The following is an 18,055-nucleotide window of genomic DNA, read 5'->3' as shown; positions in this document are numbered from 1 at the left end:
TTGGCCGGTACACAGGAGGGCGCGTCTCCTCAAACCCTAGACTGACAAAACGCCGGGCGCTGGGTGCGACGGCTGTACAAAGAGGACGCGATGACAAAGCGCAGTGAGGCGAAGTACAAGATCGATCGCCGCATGGGCCAGAATATCTGGGGCCGCCCGAAGAGCCCCGTGAACCGCCGCGAATACGGCCCCGGCCAGCACGGCCAGCGCCGCAAGGGCAAGCTCTCCGACTTCGGCGTGCAGCTGCGCGCCAAGCAGAAGCTCAAGGGCTACTACGCCAACATTTCCGAGCGCCAGTTCCACGGCATCTATGTCGAAGCCAGCCGCCTGAAGGGCGACACCGGCGAGAACCTGATCGGCCTCCTGGAGCGCCGTCTCGACACCGTGGTCTACCGCGCCAAGTTCGTCTCCACGATGTTCGCCGCGCGCCAGTTCATCAACCACGGCCACATCAAGGTGAACGGCCGCAAGGTCAACATCGGCAGCTACAAGCTGAAGGTCGGCGACCTCATCGAGGTCAAGGACTCCTCCAAGCAGCTGACGCCGGTGCTGGAAGCGGCCCAGCTCCCTGAGCGTGACGTGCCCGACTTCATCGAGGTCGATCACTCCAAGATGACCGCGACGTTCGCGCGCACCCCCGGCCTCTCGGACGTGCCATTCCCGGTGCAGATGGAGCCGCATCTGATCGTCGAATTCTATTCGCGCTGATCACTGCAGCATTGCGATATCCGAAAGGCCCCGGTTTTGCCGGGGCCTTTTTGTTTGCCCACAAGACGACTATGATATTCGGGACTTGGCAGATGACTGCCCGTTGAGGTTTCTTGCCGATGACCCGGTTACTGGAACAGGCCTTCGAGACAGTTTCAAACTTGCCTGACACAGAGCAGGACGAGCTCGCGCGCATCATGCTGCAGCTTGCCGGCGTCGACCAACCACCGCTTCAGCTCGCGCCGGAAGAAGACGCCGATCTGGCTGAAGCCGACTCCGAGATTGCACGCGGCGAGCTGGCAACGGCCGAGGAAGTCCGTGCGATGTGGGCAAAGCACGGGCTGTGAGCGTCCGTTACACGCGACGCGCTCTTGTTCAGATTGATCAGGCACTCTCCTATATCGAGACACGATCGCCCCAGGGGGCGGTCGACGTGCGGGACCGCATCTTGGCACTTGTCACGCTGCTGCAAGAGCAGCCGCGCGCAGGGCGCCCGACAAGCCGCTCAGGCGTCCGCCGGCTTTCGGCGACACCTTATCCCTACCTGATCGACTATCGCGTGACGCCCACCGAGATCATAATTATGCGGTTTCGTCACGCTGCCCGGAGGCCTATACGCTAGCGGCGATTCCGCACGCCAGCGGAGCGATGAGGAAAGCCCATGCACTACACCCCTGCCCGGCCCGATCCCAAGGCCCCGCCCGTCCGCATCAACCTTCTGTCCGATACGCAGACCAGGCCGACGCCGGCGATGCGCGAGGCGATGGCGAAGGCGGAGGTCGGCGACGAGCAGGTCGGCGACGATCCGACCACCAATGAGCTCTGCGCCCGCGTCGCCGATCTGCTCGGCAAGGAGGCTGCCGTCTTCATGCCGTCGGGCACCATGTGCAACGTCGCGGCGACGCTGGCCTATTGCCGCCCCGGCGACGAGATTTTGGCGCATGCGACCGCGCATATCATTGCGCGCGAGGGCGGCGCCCATGCCGCGCTCGGCGGTTTCCAGATCACGCAGCTGCCGGGCGATGACGGCCAGTTCACGCCTGAGACCTTCCAGGCCGCGCTGCATCCGCGCACCCGCTACCAGCCGCCGCAGGTGCTCGTCAGCGTCGAGCAGACCGCCAATATCGGTGGCGGCACGATCTGGAAGAAGGCGGCGCTCGACGAGGTCGTGCGTACCGCCAAGGCCCACGGCCTTGTCACCCACATGGACGGCGCGCGGCTGCTCAATGCGACTGTGGCGTCCGGCATCACGCCGCGCGACATGACGGCGGGCTGGGATTCCGCCTGGATCGATTTCTCCAAGGGCCTCGGCGCGCCGATCGGCGGCGTGATCGCCGGCACCCGCGCCTTCATCGACGATGTCTGGCGCTGGAAGCAGCGGCTCGGCGGCTCGATGCGGCAGTCCGGCGTCTGCGCCGCCGCCTGCATCCATGCGCTCGATCACCATGTCGACCGCCTCGCCGACGACCATGCCAATGCGCGGGCGCTGGCGCGCGGCCTGTCGCAGATCAACGGCATCGCGGTGCAGGCGCCGGAGACCAACCTCGTCTTCTTCAAGCCCGACGGCGCCGGCGTCTCAGGCGACAAGATGGTCGCCGAGCTGCGCAAGCGCGGCGTGACCCTGGCGATGATGGACGGCCGGATCAGGGCCTGCACGCATCTCGATGTCACCGCGGCGATGATCGAGGAAGCGGTCGGACACGTCAGGGACATCGTGCGCGCGGCGTAACTCCCGTAGCCCAGATTGCGCTTCGCTTCATCCGGGCTTCGAAGCTGAATTCTACCGCCCCATCGCCTGGTAGATCAGCGTCTTCAGCTCCTGCTGGATCCGGCCGCGCTGCGACGGCGTCTGCACCATGAAGATCCCGAACAGGTCGTCCGCGGGATCGATGAAGAAGAAGGTGCCGCCGACGCCGTCCCAGCGATACTCGCCCAGCGGCCAGTCTGTGTTCGCCGGCACCGAGGTGCGGACCGCGAAGCCGAGGCCGAAGCCGGAATTCGGACCAGGATAGTAGTTCTGGTCGCGCACGACGCCGGTCTCCGGACCGATATGGTCCCTCGCCATCAGCGCGATGGTCTCCGGCTTCAGATAGCGCCTGCCCTCATAGCTGCCGCCGTTCAGCAGCATCTGCGAGAAGCGCGCATAGTCGCCGATGGTGCCGACCATGCCGCCGCCGCCGGATTCCCATCGCAGCCGCTTGCGCGGATTGCGGACGTCGGCGACCGGACTGATGGTGCGATCCTTCGGCATCGGCTCGGCGATCAGCGGCCATTTCGCCCGGTCGGCGACGTAGAACGCGGTCTCGTTCATCCCGAGCGGGCCGAGCAGCCGCTCCTGCTCGACCTGAAACAGCGACTTCCCTGTGATCACCTCGATGATGCGGCCGAGCACGTCGGTGGAATGGCCGTAGTCCCATTGCGTGCCGGGTTGTTCGGCGAGCGGCAGCGCCGTGAGCCGCGCGACGAATTCGGCATTGTCGGGATCGTTGTTGAACAGGCCGGCATCGGCGTAGGTCTTGTTCACGATACCACCGCCGTAATAGCCGTAAGGCAGGCCGGCGGTGTGGCGCATCAGGTCTTCGATGGTGATGGGGCGCCTCAGCGGCTCCAGCGTCATCGCCATCTTGCCCTCATCGCCGCGCTTTTCCACCCCGACCTTCATGTCGGCAAAGGACGGGATATATTTCGACACCGGATCGCCGAGGGCGAGCTTGCCTTCCTCGACCAGCATCATCGCGATGACCGTGGTGATCGGCTTCGACATCGAATAGAGGCGGAAGATGGTATCCGCGCTCATCGAGAGCTCGGTGGCGACGTCGCGAACCCCGAACTTCTCGTAGTAGACCGGCTTGCCATGCTGCTGCAGCAGCAGGATCGCGCCCGGGATCTTTCCGGTCGCGACCTCGTTCCTGACATAGTCGGAGACCCTGGCGAGGCCCTCCGCCGAGAAGCTGTGCGCGGCCGGCCCCGCGGAGCCGGCCTTCGCAATCGTTGCGACCAACGCGAACGCTAGTGCCGCGACGAACGCGCGGCCCCCACGCATGCAAGCGCATGAGCCGATCCGCCTGAATCGGATCATGCCGTCATTCCCTTCTTTTCAACGCGCTGCTTCACGCGAACCGGTATCCACTTCGCTCGAAAACGCTCTAGTTTTCCATGGCTTCATAGACGAGCTGCTTCAGCGTCCGCTGGATGCGCTGACGCTCGGTCGGCGTCTGCTCCAGCAGAACGAAGAAGAAGTCCTGCTTGCGGTCGATGACATAATAGCAGCCGCTGGCGCCGTCCCATTTCAGCTCGCCGAGATCGCCGGGCGGTGGTGGCTTCGCAGTGCCGGGATCGGTGCGCACCGCGATCCCAAGCCCGAAGCCGAAGCCGTCGCCGGGGAAGTAAAAAAAGTCGCGCTCGACGCCGGAGCCCGGTCCGACGCGGTCGGTCGTCAGCTCCTTGAACGTCTCGGGCTTCAGGATGGTCTTGCCGTCGAGGGTGCCGCCATTGAGCAGCATCTGCGCGAAGCGCGAATAATCCGCCATGGTCGAGACCATGCCGCCGCTGGCGGACTCCCATTTCTTGACCTTGGTCGGATCGTTGACCCGGCCGACCCGGAAGTCGCTGTCGTTCGGCATCGGCTCGGCCATCAGCTTCTGCTTCTCGGGATCGGTGACGAAGAAGCCGGTGTCCTTCATGCCGAGCGGATCGAGCAGCCTTTCGCGCTCGATCGTCGAGAGCTTCTCGCCGGTGGTCACCTCCATCACGCGCGCCAGAATGTCGGTGGAATGGCCGTATTGCCAGAGCGCGCCGGGCTGGTTGTGCAGCGGCAGCTTGGCGATCCGCTCGGCGAATTCGGCGAGATCAAAATCTCCGCCGTAGATATTGGCTTCCTTGTAGGCCTTGCGGACCAGGCTGTCGCCATAGAAGCCGTAGGTGATACCCGACGTATGCGTCATCAGATCGAGGATCGTGAGCGGCCGCTTTGGCGGCACCAGCTCCAGCGTCTTGGTGCCGTCCTCGGCCTTCTTCTCGACGCCGACCTTCACGTTGGCAAAGGACGGGATGTATTTCGAGACGGGATCGTCGAGCTTGTATTTCCCTTCCTGCAGCAACTGCATCGACACCACGGCGGTGATCGACTTGGACATCGAGGCCAGCCGGAAGATGGTCTTGTCCGTGATCGGCACCTTGCTGACCACATCCTGCACGCCGAAGGCCTCGTGATAGACCGGCTTGCCGCGCTGCTGGATCAAGACGATGGCGCCGGGAATCTTCCCGGTCGCGACCTCGTTCTTAAAGAACTCGCTGATCTTGGCGAGCTTGTCGCGGTTGAAATGCGCACCCGCCGGAATCTCGTAGGTGCCCTCGGTGTGCGGGTACGCCGGCGCCGCCAGCACCACCGCGGCGGCCGCGGCCGCGCACGTCAAACGAAATGAATGCATTTGGATTATCCCTCCCCGGAAATCACGGGGAAGTGTAGCGGCGGTATCATCAGGCACAAGGGCTGCCAAAGGCCCCAAGGACCTTCTGATGAAGCTCGCCGCTTTGGGCAGAAAAGCAGCAAAAGATCACCTGCGCGAGGCCGGGTGCGGCGGCCAGGGCATCGACGACGGCCTTGACCGCGATGTCGGCGGCGCGATCCGGCGGGAAGTGATAGACGCCGGTCGAGATGGCGGGAAATGCGATGGAGCCCAGCTGATTGGCGTGGCACAGCTCGATGCCGCGGCGATAGCAGGATGCGAGCAGCGCATCCTCGTTTTGAATGCCGCCGTGCCAGATCGGGCCGACGGCGTGGATCACGTGCTTGGCCGGGAGCCGATAGCCTTTGGTGATCTTGGCATCGCCGGTCTTGCAGCCGTGCAAGGTGCGGCACTCAGCGAGCAGCTCGGGCCCCGCGGCACGATGGATCGCACCGTCAACGCCGCCACCGCCGAGCAGCGATGAATTGGCCGCGTTGACGATGGCGTCAACGCGCAGGGTCGTGATGTCGGTAACGATGACTTCGAGCCGCGCCTTGCCGATCTGGCGCGCCGTCAAGGTCAGGCAGCCACGTCGACCGGTATGCCCTTGTCGGCAAACAGCTGCTGCAATTCGCCGGCCTGGAACATCTCGCGGATGATGTCGCAACCGCCGACGAACTCGCCCTTCACATAGAGCTGCGGAATCGTCGGCCAGTTCGAATAGACCTTGATGCCGTTGCGCAGCTCGGCGGATTCGAGAACGTTGAGGCCTTTGTAGCCGACGCCGATGTGGTCGAGGATCTGCACGACCTGACCGGAAAACCCGCACTGCGGGAATTGCGGCGTGCCCTTCATGAACAGCACGACGTCGTTCGACTTCACTTCGTTGTCGATGAATTGCTCGATGCTCATTTTCGCTTCCTTCGGGGGCGGCGCTCTCAGGCCTTGACGGGCCGGCCCACCCTTCTAACCCGTGACTGACTATATATGTAGCTCAAACCATTGTGCATCCAAAGCAAAATGGCGGAAATCTGGCATGCACCGGGCGCTGCGGGCGCCCAAAATGGGCCGGGATTATCTGACGGCCCCAATATCATCGCGGGGGGAGGCTTTTTTCCCGTAACGGAGCCCCTATCTAGGACGAACTGTCCGTTGGGAACCAGTTTGCCGAAGCAACGTTCTCTCCATTGAATCGGAGACCCCTGTGACGAAACCAGCCTCTGCCGCGGCCGCCCTTCCCGCCGTCCCCCCGTCACTATCCTCCGAATCCGGCCCGCTCGCCCAGCGCTTGGTGGACGCCTATCGCGCCGTCCGCGACGAGACCGAACGGCGGGCCGCACCGCTGTCGCCCGAAGACCAGCTGATCCAGTCGATACCGGACGCGAGCCCAGCCAAATGGCACCGCGCCCATACCACCTGGTTCTTCGAGCAGTTCCTGCTCGGCGAGCACGTCAAGGGCTACACGCCATTCCATCCCGACTACGCTTATCTGTTCAATTCTTATTACGTCAGCGCCGGTCCGCGGCACGCCCGCCACCAGCGCGGCCATTTGACCCGCCCGACCGCCGACGAAGTCACCGCCTACCGCCGCCATGTCGATGCCGAGGTGGTGAAATTCTTCCAGACTGCCGGCGCCGACACGCTCGAGGCGCTGGTGCCGCTGGTCGAGGTCGGGCTCAATCACGAGCAGCAGCATCAGGAGCTGATGTACACCGACATCCTGCATGCCTTCGCGCAGAACCCGATCCCGCCGGCCTACGATCCGGCGTGGCGCTTCCCGGCGTCGCAGCACGGGCCTGAGGAATGGGTGACGCTCAACGAAGGCATCCACACCGTCGGCCATGGCGAGGACAGCTTCCATTTCGACAATGAGAAGCCCGCGCATCGCGCCTTGGTCGGCCCGGTCAAGCTTGCGAAGAACCTCGTCACCAATGCCGACTGGCTCGCCTTCATGAAGGACGGCGGCTATTCCACCGCCACGCTGTGGCTGATGGATGGCTTCGGCACCGTGAGCAACGAGGGCTGGCAGGCACCCGGCCATTGGCGCGAGATCGACGGCGAATGGAAGCTCATGACGCTCGGCGGCCTGCAGCCGATCGATCCGTCAGCGCCGGTTTGCCACGTCAGCTATTACGAGGCCGACGCCTTCGCCCGATGGGCCGGCAGGCACCTGCCGACCGAGATGGAATGGGAGGTCGCCGCGCGCGCCGGCCTGCTCAACGACGCCTACGGCATCGTCTGGCAATGGACCCGTAGCTCCTATTCGCCCTATCCGGGCTACCGCGCGATCGAAGGCGCGCTCGGTGAGTACAACGGCAAGTTCATGGTCAACCAGCTCGTGCTGCGCGGCTCGTCGCTGGCGACGCCTTCAGGTCACAGCCGCGTCACCTATCGCAACTTCTTCTATCCACACCATCGCTGGCAATTCACGGGGTTACGCCTCGCAGACTATGCCTGATTGAGTCCTGTCGACATCAATAACGCGTCGGTAAGCGCGTTCGGGAGAGTATCATGAATGTGCATGCCGCCGCTTTGGCCAAAGCGTATCCGTTCGACGAAGCGACATCGGTGTTTGCCGGCGACGTGATTGGCGATCTCGCCCGTCACCCGAAACGGCTGTCGCCGAAATATTTCTACGACGCCACCGGCTCCGAGCTGTTCGAGCAGATCACGGTGCTGCCGGAATATTATCCAACGCGCACCGAGCTTGGCATCCTGCGCGACCGCGGCGACGAGATCGCCGCGATCATCCCTGACGGCGCGGCGCTGGTCGAGTTCGGCGCTGGCGCGACCACCAAGGTGCGCCTGCTGCTCGAGCATTGCGAATTCGCAGCCTATGCGCCGGTCGATATCTCAGGCGATTTCCTGAAAGCCCAGGCCGACGGGCTGCGGAAGGATTTCCCTCGCCTCGGCATCTACCCGGTCGCTGCCGATTTCACCACGCCGTTCACGCTGCCCGAGGCCGTCGCCACGATGCCGAAGGTCGGCTTCTTCCCCGGCTCGACGCTCGGCAATTTCGAGCCGAGCGAGGCCTTGGCCTTCCTGCGCAGCGCGCGAAAAATCCTCGGCCACGGCGCGCAGATGATCATCGGCGTCGACCTCGAGAAGGACGAGCGCGTGCTGTACGACGCCTATAACGACGCAGCCGGTGTCACCGCGCGGTTCAACCTCAATGTGCTGGTTCGCATCAACCGCGAGCTCGGCGGCAATTTCGATCTGTCGGGATTCACGCACCGCTCGATCTACAACCGCGATCGCCATCGCATCGAGATGCACCTGATCAGTCGCAAGGCGCAGACCGTGCGCATCCTCGGCAACACCTTTGCGTTCCGTCCGGGCGAGAGCATCCACACCGAGAACAGCTACAAATACTCGCTCGAGCGCTTCACCGCGCTCGCCCGCAGCGCGGGCTGGACGGTGCGCGAAAGCTGGACCGACGCCAACACGATGTTCTCGGTGCACGCACTGGTCGCGGACTAGCGCCCAAACCAGGACGGGGCAAATCATGGGCAGGCGTCCGCTGCAGATCGCGACGGCGTTGCTCGCCCTGGTCCCGATCCTGACCGGCATCATCACCATGCTGGGCGTCAGCGATCCGCTCTACGCCTCAGCGGGCGTTCCGGCGCTGCCGGTGCTCGACAGCAATCTGCGCTTCTTCGGCGGGGTCTGGCTTGGTCTCGGCCTCGCGCTGCTCTGGCTGGTACCGCGGATCGAAAGCGAGAGCGTGCTGTTTCGGGTGGTCTGGGGCGGCATCTTCCTCGGCGGCATCGGCAGGCTGCTGTCGATGCTGATGGTCGGCTTGCCGCCGCTGCCCTTCGTGGGCTTCACCGCGCTCGAAGTGATCGGCGCACCGCTGTTCGTCTATTGGCAGCACCTGGTAGCAAAGGCCGGCCGCAAGTAACGGCCGCCGCTATTCCTCTTCCCCCGTCGACCGCAGCGAGATCGACTCCCACGCGGCGACCACGATCATGATCGCGGTGGTGACGATCGAGAGCACCAGCGGCGACATCTCGCGGGCGAAATAGGCCGTGATCGCCAGCGCGACGATGCCGACGCCGTGCGACAGCTGGAGGAAGTTGCGGATCACATATTTGAACAGGATGGTTCCGACCAGGAACAGCATGGGCCCGCCGACCGAGCTGACGATCGTGTTCAGATCGGAATGACCGGACGGGTGCTTCAGCACCAGTTCGTCGGCCACCGCGGTGAGGATGATGCCGCCGACGATCGGCATGTGCAGATAGGTATAGGCGATCCGCGCCACGCGCCCGGATTCCTCTGACTTGGAGATCATATCCGAGCCGGCTTCGGCGCCCTTGTGGAAATAGATCCACCACATCGCGATGCTGCCGACCAGCGCCGAGATGAACGCGGTGACATTCTCCGGCGTCCAGGTCAGCTCGGCAAAGGTCGCGCCATCGACCACGATGGCCTCGCCGAGCGCAATGATGATGAAGCCGGCGCAGCGCTCGGCCATGTGGCCGCCCTCGACCGACCACGCCTCGATCGAGGAAAAGCCGAGCCCAGGGGTCCAGAACCGCGCGGCCGGCGCGATATATTCGATGGTCAGCGCCGCAATCCAGAGCCACATCCGCGTCTCGTGCTCGGCGAATCCGCCGAGAATCCACAGCACGGCCGAGCAGGACAGCCAGGTCAGGATGCGGATGGCGTTGTGGCGCACCGCCGTCCGGCGCCGCGGCGTCGCCAGCAGCCAGAACGTGGTGCGGCCGACCTGCATTGCCGCATAGGTCCCGGCAAACCACAGCCCGCGGCCCTCGAAGGCGGTCGGTATGGAGGTCGACAGCAACAGCCCGCCCAGCATCAGCACGAACAGCAGCAGGCGGACCGGCGTCAGCTCGGGATTGAGCCAGTTGGTGACCCAGGTGGTGTAGACCCACACCCACCACACCGCGAGGAACAGCAGCGTGACCTGCACCGCCCCAAGCGGGGTGAAGTGGTGCAGCAGCGTATGCGACAGCTGCGTGACGGCGAAGACGAAGACGAGGTCGAAGAACAGCTCGGCATTGGTGACGCGGCTGTGCTGGTTCGGCACGATGACGCGAAACATCGCACCGCGTGGATTGTCCACCATGCTTGAGGCCCCCGCCCGCAGCTTTGCCGGGCCTAGCCTTCCGGCACGCCGGTCTGCAGGGCCAGCGCGTGCAGCACGCCGCCCATCTGGCCCTTCAGCGACTGGTAGACGATCTGGTGCTGCTGGACGCGGGACTTGCCGCGGAAGGACTCGGAAATAACAGTGGCGGCGTAGTGGTCGCCGTCGCCGGCCAGATCGCGGATCGTCACCTCGGCATCGGGAATCGCTGCCTTGATCATCGATTCGATATCACGGGCGTCCATCGGCATCCCAGTCCACCTCCGTCAGGTCGTTCGAATCAGGGCCAGATCGGCCAGATAAACCTAAGGATAAAACCTAGCCCTTGGGGTCTTCTAGGTCATCCCGGGCACACTATATTCCCATTCCCAGCGATTTAAACCTGCATCAATCGGTCACAAGCCATCACACCGAAATGACCAGAAGAGGCGCAGAATCATGAAGCTCCCCGGCCCCGATCATCCCATTACGATCACGCCCAACGCCAAGCGCGTCCGCGTCATCGCGGACGGCGTCGTGATCGCCGAGACTACCCATGCGCTGACCTTGAAGGAAGCGAGCTATCCGGCCGTGCAATACGTCCCCCGGCAGGACGCCAACATGGAGCTGTTGACCCGCACCGAGCGGACCACGCATTGCCCGTACAAGGGGGACGCGACCTACTTCAGCATCAAGGCCAACGGCAAGACGCTGGACAACGCGATCTGGACCTATGAGGAGCCCTTCCCGGCGATGACCGAGATCGCCGGCCACCTCGCCTTCTATCCGGACAAGGTGAAGATCGAGGAAGTCGCCTAGGGTCGCCTGCCGCAAGCGACGGGCCTCGCCCGGCCTTTGGCGCGCGCTGACTCAGCCTGCAAAACGGCAATGCCCGGGCGAGGCCCGGGCATGACGTCGGGAGCGCTTGGCCCCGATCCCAGCTATACCCTGAATATCGTGAGCCCGAGGATCAGGAGCACCAGGAAGATCACGACGAACACATAGAACAGAAAGCGCGCGATGTCGGCGGAGGCGGCGGAAATGCCGGTGAAGCCAAGCAAACCCGCGATGATCGATACGACAAGGAAGATCAGCGCCCATTTCAGAATTGTCATTACCCGCTCCTCATAACCGCGCGTGTCCGCCAGGTCGAACGAGAACGCCCGCACCCGACCGCAGTTCCAAAGACGAAACGGCTTCGCCGAGATGACCGACCTCGATACTCCCCCGTCCAGCCGATTGGGCCTTGCTGAATCAGGTTCCCGACTGCAACATCAGGATGCAGACCCGGCTGGTGGCACCATGAAATCGATTGCTCACGCGGCTCCGGCCGTCGACATCCAGGCAGCACCGAAGCTCCACAAGCGCAATGTCGCGCTGGACCGCGCGCGCACCTTCCTGACCTTGGTCGTGCTGCTGCACCACGCGGTGATCCCCTACACCTATTTCGGGCACACCGACCCGACATCGTGGATCGGCTTCGACTGCGTGGTGCTCGCCACCGACAGCTTCTTCATGGCGATGTTCTTTTTCCTGTCGGGGCTGTTCGTCTGGCCGGGGCTCGGCAACAAGCCATGGCTGATCTTCCTGCGCGACCGGCTGCTGCGGCTCGGCCTGCCGTTCGTGATCTGCGCTGTCACGGTCATTCCGATCGCCTATTACGCGATCGCGCTGCGCGCGACGCCGGGGCTGAGCTTCTCCGAATTCTGGTGGAAAACCATGACGGTCGGGCCGTGGCCAAGCGGACCGATCTGGTTCGTCTACGTCCTGATGGCTTTCGACCTCACGGCGAGCCTGCTGTACCGGGTGTCGCCGCGTCTGCTCGATCCGATCAACCGCCTATCGATCAAGGGATTTCAACGTCCCTCGAAGTTCTGGCTGTTCCTCGTCATCGTCAGTGTCGCCGCCTACCTGCCGATGCTGGTCCATTACGGCCAGAACTACTGGTTCGAGTTCGGACCGTTTTCGGTGCAGGCGAGTCGGGTGCTGCTGTACGCGTCCTATTTCTTCATCGGAGCGGGAATCGGGGCGGCGAACCTCGAGGGTGGCGTGCTCAGCGCGCACGGACGGCTGACCGAGCGCCGCTGGTTCTGGACCGGCATCACGCTGATCCCCTACTGTTTGATGTGGGTGATGATCTACATCAAGCGCATGATCATCGGTAACCCCGATCCGCTGCCGGGCTGGTATCTCGGGATCTACGGTACCTTCTATGTGCTGTTCAGCGCCTCGATCCTGTTCGCGATCCTGGCCTACTTCCTGCAATCGAAATCGTCGGGCCCGACGCTGCTCGACCGGATGCAGGGCGACGCCTACGGAATGTTCCTGGTGCACTATCCGATCGTGCTGTGGCTGCAATACTGGCTGTTTGATATGGATCTGCCGGCCTTCGCCAAGGCCGCGATCGCGTTCTTCGCCACTGTGGCGCTGAGCTGGGCGGTCACGGCCGTGTTGCGCAAGATTCCCGGCTCGAGATACGTGCTTTAGTTCGATGAACCCGTAGGATGGGTAGAGCGCAGCGAAACCCATCACTTTCGTGCCGTGCATCGAGATGGTGGGTTTCGCTGCGCTCTACCCACCCTACGCCTACGCAGCGATCTCGCCCCTCGCCGCCACGCTTTCCAGCCGCGGGGCGGCCGCCGCGCGATGATCGCGGGCGATCAGGATGTAGAAGGTCGGCAGCACGAACAGCGTGAACAGCGTGCCGATCAGCATGCCCATCACCACGACGATGCCGATCGCGAAGCGGCTCGCCGCGCCGGCGCCATCGGCATAGAGCAGCGGGGCGAGGCCCGCAACCATCGCGGCTGTCGTCATCAGCACCGGCCGCATCCGCACCGCGGCCGCCTTCTGGATCGCGGCGACCCGGTCGAGCCCTTCATGGTGCTGGATCTCGTTGGCAAAGCTCACCATCAGGATGCCGTGCTTGGAGATCAGCCCGATCAGGGTGACGAGGCCGATCTGGGTATAGATGTTCAGCGTGGTGAAGCCGAAATACAGCGGCAGCAGCGCACCGCAGACCGCGAGCGGCACCGTGACCATGATCACCAGCGGATCGCGAAAACTCTCGAACTGCGCCGCCAGCACCAGGAAGATCACGATCAGCGCCATGCCGAAGGTCACGATCAGGCGGTTGCCCTCCTGGACATATTGCCGGCTGTCCGACAGCCAGTCGACGGTCATCCCCGGCGACAGTTTCTGCCCCTGCATGAACGACACCGCCTGCCCCATGGTGACGCCGGGCTTCAGCACTGCCGAGATCGTCGCCGCGTTCATCTGATTGAACTGCGGCAGCCGGTTCGGCTCCGGCTTGACGTTGACCTTGATCACCGTCGACAGCGGAAACATCTGCCCCGAGCTCGAACGGACGTTGAAGTTTCCGAGCCCTTCCGGCGTGACCCGGTCGGCCTGGCGCACCTGCGGGATCACCTCGTAGGAGCGTTCAAAGAAATTGAAGCGGTTGACATAATTCTCGCCGACCAGCACCGCGAGCGTGTCGGCGATGGTCTGCATGCTGACGCCGGCCTCGGCCGCCTTGGCGTGATCGATGGTGATCCGCGCGGTCGGGCTGTCGAAGGCAAGATCGCTGTCGACGAAGGCGAACAGCCCGCTCTTCCATGCGGCCCCCTTCAGCGTCTCGACCTCCTGATAGATGGTGGCGAAATCGCCGGCCGAGCGCACCACCATCTGAAACGGCAGGCCGCCGGTCGCCGCCGGCAGCGCCGCCGGCTGGAACGGCGTCACGCTGGCGCCGAGCACGCCGTAGGACATGCCGTAGAGCTGGTTCTGGATGTCGTTGGCCGAGCGCTTGCGCTTGTCCCAATCGGTCAGGGTGATGCCGCCGAAGGCATGGTTCTGCCCGTCGGTACCGTTGATGAACCAGCTCGCATGGTATTCGGGAAACGAGCGAAACAGCTGCTCGATCTGGTCGGAGGAGCGCGTGGTGTAATCGACGCTGGCATATTGCGGCGCGCGGAGCACGGTGAACACATAGCCCTGGTCCTCGGAGGGCGCGAGCTCGCGCTGGCTGCCGAGGAACAGCACCACGATCGCCGCCAGCACGCCGAATGCCACCAGCAGCACCGCTGCGCGCATCTTGAGCGTCGCGGCCAGCAGCCGGCCGTAGCCACGCGACAGCCTTGAGAACTGATGCTCGACGAAACGGGCAAATCGGCCGTGCGAGTTGGCTTCGCCGAGCAGCTGCGCGCTCATCATCGGCGACAAGGTCAGGGCGATGACGCCCGAGACCACCACCGAGCCCGCCAGTGTGAAGGCGAATTCGCGGAACAGGCTGCCGGTCAGGCCGCCCATCAGGCCGATCGGCGCATAGACCGCGGCGAGCGTGATCGTCATCGCGATCACGGGACCGATGATCTCGCGCGCGCCAATCAAGGCGGCGTCGCTGGGGCTCCGCCCTTCCTCGATGTGACGATGGATGTTTTCCACCACCACGATGGCGTCGTCGACCACGAGCCCGATCGCCAGCACCATCGCGAGCAGGGTCAGCAGATTGATCGAAAAGCCGAGCGCCAGCATCATCGCGGCGGTGCCGACCAGCGACAGCGGCACGGTGACCACAGGGATCAGCACCGAACGGAACGAGCCCAGGAACAGCAGGATCACCACCACCACGATCGCGATCGCCTCGGCCAGCGAATGCTGCACCTCCGATATCGAGGCCTTGACGAAGTGCACGATGTTGAAGACGTCGGCGACCTTCAAGCCGGGCGGCGCCACGCGGTTGAGGTCCTCGATCACCTTGGCGGTGGCGGCGACAATCTCCAGTGGGTTGCCGTCGGGGGTCGGCTGCACCGCGATGTAGACGGTGGGCCTGCCGCTGTCGCGTGCGTTGGAATCGTAGTTCTCGCCGCCGATCTCGAGGGTGGCGACGTCGCCGAGCCGCACCAGGCCGCCGCCGCCGGCGCCGGTCTTGATCACCATCTTGCGGAAATCGTCGAGATTGCGCAGATCGGTCGCCGCGGAGATGTTGGTGACGGTCATCTCGCCGCGCAGCCGCCCCGGCGCCGCCTGCACGTTGTTGGACCGCAGCGCGGCGGAGATATCGGCCGCGGTCAGCCCGCGTGCCGCGAGCTTGAACGGATCGATCCACACCCGCATCGCCAGCGACGATCCGCCCGAGGTGTCGGCCGACGCCACGCCGGGCACCGAGGTGAGCAGCGGCTGCGCCACGCGGGTCGCGAAGTCGGTGATCTGCGCCGGCGTCAGCGTGTCGCTGGTGAAGGCGATGTACTGCACCGCCGAGGCGCCGTCGGTGATCTTGGTGATGACAGGGTCGAACACGCCGGTCGGCATCCGGTACTTGACCTGCTGCACCTTGGCGAGCACCTCGGTCATGGCGCGGTCGGCATTGGCGTTGAGCACCAGCTTGGCCTTGATCTGGCTGAGGCCAAGCGTCGAGTTCGAGGTCATGTACTCGATGCCGTTGGCGGTCGCGATCGACTGCGCGATGACGGACGTGACGAAGCCCTGCATCACGTCCTGGGTCGCACCGGGGAACGAGACGTCGACCTGGATCGTCGCGCTCTCCATGTTGGGATATTGCCGCACCGGCAGCGAGACCATCGCTGCGGTGCCGATCAACAGGATCAGCAGGCTGACGACCGTCGCCAGAATCGGCCGGCGGATGAAGATGTCGGTGAAATGCATGATGCTTGCCTTTGGTCGCCTACCGCTCGCGGGTCAGCGCCCCTTCTCCGGCGTCTCCGCCATGGTCGTCTGGACGGCCGCGCCGGGCATGACGCGGAGCTGGCCCGCGGTGACGATGTGATCGCCGGGCGCAAGCCCCAGTTCCACCACGACACGCTCGCCGATCCGTTGCCCGGTCTTGACAGCGACGCCGACCGCCTTGTTGTCGCGCACGACCAGCACGCTCTCGCCGGATGCGCTGGTCTGGATCGCGGTCACCGGCACCACGATGGCGTCCGCCTGCGGCGGCAGCACCACGCTTACCATCACGAAGAGGCCCGGCCGCAGCAGCCGGTCGGGATTAGGAAACAGGGCTTGCACGAGGACATTGCGGGTGTCCTCGGCGACCTGCGGCTCGATGGCGTTGATCTTGGCCTCGAACACCCGATCGGGGAAAGCATCGGTACGGATCGTCACCGCGCCTCCCACCTTCAGATTTGACAGGCGCTGCTGCGGAACGGTGAAATTGGCATAGAGTTGGTCGAGCGCGGTCAGCGTCGCGAGCGCATCGCCGGCATTGACGTATTGGCCGAGATTGACCTTGCGCAGACCGATCTGGCCCGCGAACGGCGCGCGGATCGTCATCTGCGCGATCTGGGCATCGAGCTGGTCGAGCGAGGCGTCGGCCTGCTTCAGATCTTCCTGCCGCTGCTGCAGCGTCTCCTGGGTCACGAAGCCGGACGGCGCGAGGCCCTGCGAGCGCTTCTCCTGCAATTGCGCGAAGCGTCCCTTGGAGACCGCAACCGCACGCGCGGCGCGCAGCGGCGCGTCATAGAGCTGCACCAGCGGCGCGCCCTCGGCGACATCGATGCCGGCATCGAAATTGATCGCGGTGACGCGGCCGGCAACCTCCGGCGCCAGAATCACCTGACGCACCGCCTGCAGCGAGCCGATCGCCTCGATCGACCGCGGCAGGGTTTCGGTCCGCACCACCATCGCCGCGACCGGCGTCGGCGGGGCCTCGGCGGTGGGCTTGGCCGAGGCGCTGGATCCGCCTGCACGCCAGGCAAACAAGCCGGCCGCGGCACAGGCGAGCAACAGAACGGTGATGCCGAACGGCCTGGCACAAAGCCCGAGCCAGCGGCGCGACGAAAATGATGCGGACGGCATATTGTTTCCAAGAACAAACCCCGGCGTGTCGGCCGGAAGCTTGCGCCTGCAAGCCCGCAACTGATATAGAACCTCAAGTACGGTTGAGGTCAAGGCTGGCAGCTTGCAGGACTTCTAATCCAGGATTTGCAATGACGCTTGCGCAGGAGCTTTCTGTCGGCGAGGTGGCGCGGCGCAGCGGACTTGCTGTCTCCACCCTTCACTTCTACGAGAGCAAGGGACTGATCGCGAGCCGGCGCACCGGCGGCAACCAGCGGCGCTACATGCGCGGGGTGCTGCGGCGGATCGCCGTGATCAGGATCGCGCAGCGCGCCGGGATCCCGCTCGAGGAGATCAGGCAGACCTTCGCCGCGATACCGCTCGATCGCGCGCCGACCGTGCGCGAATGGGAGCGCGCGATGCGGGCCTGGACCGAGACGCTCGAGCAGCGCATCAACGATCTCACCGATCTCCGCGACAAGCTGTTCAACTGCATCGGTTGCGGCTGCCTGTCGGTGACCGATTGCCCGCTGCGCAACTGCGACGACAAGCTCGGCGCCCAGGGGCCGGGCCCGCGCATCCTGATCACCGCGGCCGAACGCCGGGCGCGGCGCAAGCGGCGGGGCTGACGGCATTTTCGCGGCCGACAAGTTGCGCACAACCTGCCTTTGGTCACATCCCGCCAGGTGATTCTCAGGTATGCTGGCCGGACTTCTTGACCCTAGGGAGTCCTGAGATGAACGACCCTCAAGTTGGATGGATCGCCGCCATCATCGTCGGCGGACTGGCGGGCTGGCTCGCCGAGATGTTCATGAAATCCGGAACCGGCATCTTCATGAATATCATCCTCGGCATTGTCGGCGCCGCGCTGGCGAACTGGCTGTTGGGTCTGCTCGGCGTATCGCTCGGCGGAGGCTGGCTCAGCTATCTCGTCGCCGGCTTCATCGGCGCCTGCATCATCATCTTTGCCTGGCGCGCGGTCCGCGGCGCGACATAAGGCATGATCCGAAGGGAT

The 18,055-nt window shown here is 64.4% G+C and carries 20 protein-coding genes; 11 read left to right on the top strand and 9 right to left on the bottom strand.

Translation table 11 applies throughout. The features are described 5' to 3' along the window. The first annotated feature begins 90 nt into the window (after nt 1-90). The 4 genes from rpsD to ACVWZM_RS35555 all read left to right on the top strand — a co-directional run bounded on the left by rpsD (nt 91) and on the right by ACVWZM_RS35555 (nt 2,437). The gene (rpsD, locus tag ACVWZM_RS35570; RefSeq protein ID WP_076828559.1) at nt 91-708 is read left to right on the top strand and encodes a 30S ribosomal protein S4; all 618 of its coding nucleotides are present in this window, start codon (nt 91-93) and stop codon (nt 706-708) included. A 119-nt stretch (nt 709-827) separates the two neighbouring features. After that, entirely contained in the window at nt 828-1,055 is a 228-nt protein-coding gene (locus tag ACVWZM_RS35565; protein WP_076828477.1) for a hypothetical protein, read from the top strand. Next, nucleotides 1,034-1,330 (top strand): type II toxin-antitoxin system RelE/ParE family toxin, encoded by a 297-nt coding sequence (locus ACVWZM_RS35560; RefSeq protein WP_076828475.1) that lies wholly within the window; start codon nt 1,034-1,036, stop codon nt 1,328-1,330. Before ACVWZM_RS35565 ends, ACVWZM_RS35560 begins: the two co-directional genes overlap by 22 nt. 39 nt (nt 1,331-1,369) lie before the next feature. Continuing rightward, a complete protein-coding gene (locus ACVWZM_RS35555) occupies nt 1,370-2,437 on the top strand; it encodes a threonine aldolase family protein (RefSeq protein ID WP_076828474.1) in 1,068 nt (355 codons plus the stop codon). Nucleotides 2,438-2,488: 51 nt separating this feature from the next. Here the strand turns inward: ACVWZM_RS35555 and ACVWZM_RS35550 are convergent, their stop codons facing one another. The 4 genes from ACVWZM_RS35550 to grxD form a co-directional block, all read right to left on the bottom strand. Next, a complete protein-coding gene (locus tag ACVWZM_RS35550; RefSeq protein WP_253641022.1) occupies nt 2,489-3,751 on the bottom strand; it encodes a serine hydrolase domain-containing protein in 1,263 nt (420 codons plus the stop codon). A gap of 103 nt (nt 3,752-3,854) precedes the next feature. Next, the gene (locus tag ACVWZM_RS35545; protein ID WP_076828470.1) at nt 3,855-5,138 is read right to left on the bottom strand and encodes a serine hydrolase domain-containing protein; all 1,284 of its coding nucleotides are present in this window, start codon (nt 5,136-5,138) and stop codon (nt 3,855-3,857) included. Between the two features lie 49 nt (nt 5,139-5,187). Continuing rightward, the gene (locus ACVWZM_RS35540; RefSeq protein ID WP_057018462.1) at nt 5,188-5,739 is read right to left on the bottom strand and encodes an O-acetyl-ADP-ribose deacetylase; all 552 of its coding nucleotides are present in this window, start codon (nt 5,737-5,739) and stop codon (nt 5,188-5,190) included. Then, on the bottom strand, nt 5,736-6,068 hold the full coding sequence (gene grxD, locus ACVWZM_RS35535; protein WP_016843475.1) for a Grx4 family monothiol glutaredoxin: 333 nt from the start codon (nt 6,066-6,068) through the stop codon (nt 5,736-5,738). The genes ACVWZM_RS35540 and grxD overlap by 4 nt, the downstream gene beginning before the upstream one ends. A 292-nt stretch (nt 6,069-6,360) precedes the next feature. Here grxD and egtB point away from each other — a divergent pair, with 292 nt between their 5' ends. Genes egtB through ACVWZM_RS35520 form a run of 3 tightly spaced genes read left to right on the top strand, consistent with a single transcriptional unit; the run spans nt 6,361 to nt 9,057 of the window. Beyond that, the gene (egtB, locus tag ACVWZM_RS35530; protein ID WP_456855759.1) at nt 6,361-7,614 is read left to right on the top strand and encodes an ergothioneine biosynthesis protein EgtB; all 1,254 of its coding nucleotides are present in this window, start codon (nt 6,361-6,363) and stop codon (nt 7,612-7,614) included. A 53-nt stretch (nt 7,615-7,667) separates the two neighbouring features. After that, nucleotides 7,668-8,636, top strand: coding sequence for an L-histidine N(alpha)-methyltransferase (gene egtD / locus ACVWZM_RS35525; protein ID WP_456814594.1), 969 nt, complete (start codon nt 7,668-7,670; stop codon nt 8,634-8,636). Between the two features lie 25 nt (nt 8,637-8,661). After that, nucleotides 8,662-9,057: a DUF4345 domain-containing protein gene (locus ACVWZM_RS35520; protein WP_076828465.1), complete on the top strand. Its 396-nt coding sequence runs from the start codon at nt 8,662-8,664 to the stop codon at nt 9,055-9,057. A gap of 9 nt (nt 9,058-9,066) precedes the next feature. Here the strand turns inward: ACVWZM_RS35520 and ACVWZM_RS35515 are convergent, their stop codons facing one another. Next, nucleotides 9,067-10,248: a low temperature requirement protein A gene (locus ACVWZM_RS35515; RefSeq protein ID WP_076828463.1), complete on the bottom strand. Its 1,182-nt coding sequence runs from the start codon at nt 10,246-10,248 to the stop codon at nt 9,067-9,069. A 32-nt stretch (nt 10,249-10,280) separates the two neighbouring features. Further along, nucleotides 10,281-10,517 carry a BolA family protein gene (locus ACVWZM_RS35510; RefSeq protein ID WP_016843470.1) on the bottom strand — a complete coding sequence of 79 codons (237 nt, stop codon included), beginning with the start codon at nt 10,515-10,517 and terminating at the stop codon, nt 10,281-10,283. Nucleotides 10,518-10,704: 187 nt separating this feature from the next. On the opposite strand from ACVWZM_RS35510, the gene ACVWZM_RS35505 reads away from it, so the two are divergent. Further along, nucleotides 10,705-11,064 carry a DUF427 domain-containing protein gene (locus ACVWZM_RS35505; protein WP_456834983.1) on the top strand — a complete coding sequence of 120 codons (360 nt, stop codon included), beginning with the start codon at nt 10,705-10,707 and terminating at the stop codon, nt 11,062-11,064. 122 nt (nt 11,065-11,186) lie between these two features. On the opposite strand, the gene ACVWZM_RS35500 is transcribed toward ACVWZM_RS35505, so the two are convergent. Continuing rightward, nucleotides 11,187-11,360, bottom strand: coding sequence for a DUF1328 domain-containing protein (locus ACVWZM_RS35500; RefSeq protein WP_024582607.1), 174 nt, complete (start codon nt 11,358-11,360; stop codon nt 11,187-11,189). Nucleotides 11,361-11,547: 187 nt separating this feature from the next. Here ACVWZM_RS35500 and ACVWZM_RS35495 point away from each other — a divergent pair, with 187 nt between their 5' ends. Then, nucleotides 11,548-12,732, top strand: coding sequence for an acyltransferase family protein (locus tag ACVWZM_RS35495; RefSeq protein WP_057018399.1), 1,185 nt, complete (start codon nt 11,548-11,550; stop codon nt 12,730-12,732). A 99-nt stretch (nt 12,733-12,831) separates the two neighbouring features. Here ACVWZM_RS35495 and ACVWZM_RS35490 read toward each other — a convergent pair whose 3' ends face one another. After that, nucleotides 12,832-15,912, bottom strand: coding sequence for an efflux RND transporter permease subunit (locus ACVWZM_RS35490; protein ID WP_456834982.1), 3,081 nt, complete (start codon nt 15,910-15,912; stop codon nt 12,832-12,834). 33 nt (nt 15,913-15,945) lie between these two features. Then, the gene (locus tag ACVWZM_RS35485; RefSeq protein ID WP_456855758.1) at nt 15,946-17,061 is read right to left on the bottom strand and encodes an efflux RND transporter periplasmic adaptor subunit; all 1,116 of its coding nucleotides are present in this window, start codon (nt 17,059-17,061) and stop codon (nt 15,946-15,948) included. Between the two features lie 131 nt (nt 17,062-17,192). On the opposite strand from ACVWZM_RS35485, the gene soxR reads away from it, so the two are divergent. Next, a complete protein-coding gene (gene soxR, locus ACVWZM_RS35480; RefSeq protein WP_057018397.1) occupies nt 17,193-17,669 on the top strand; it encodes a redox-sensitive transcriptional activator SoxR in 477 nt (158 codons plus the stop codon). 107 nt (nt 17,670-17,776) lie between these two features. Beyond that, entirely contained in the window at nt 17,777-18,037 is a 261-nt protein-coding gene (locus tag ACVWZM_RS35475) for a GlsB/YeaQ/YmgE family stress response membrane protein (protein WP_016843463.1), read from the top strand. Nucleotides 18,038-18,055 lie beyond the last annotated feature (18 nt).

The organism is Bradyrhizobium sp. USDA 4501 (genome assembly GCF_054062115.1).
The sequence above is the reverse complement of the archived record's forward strand: the minus strand, read 5'-3'. Positions and strand labels throughout refer to the sequence as shown.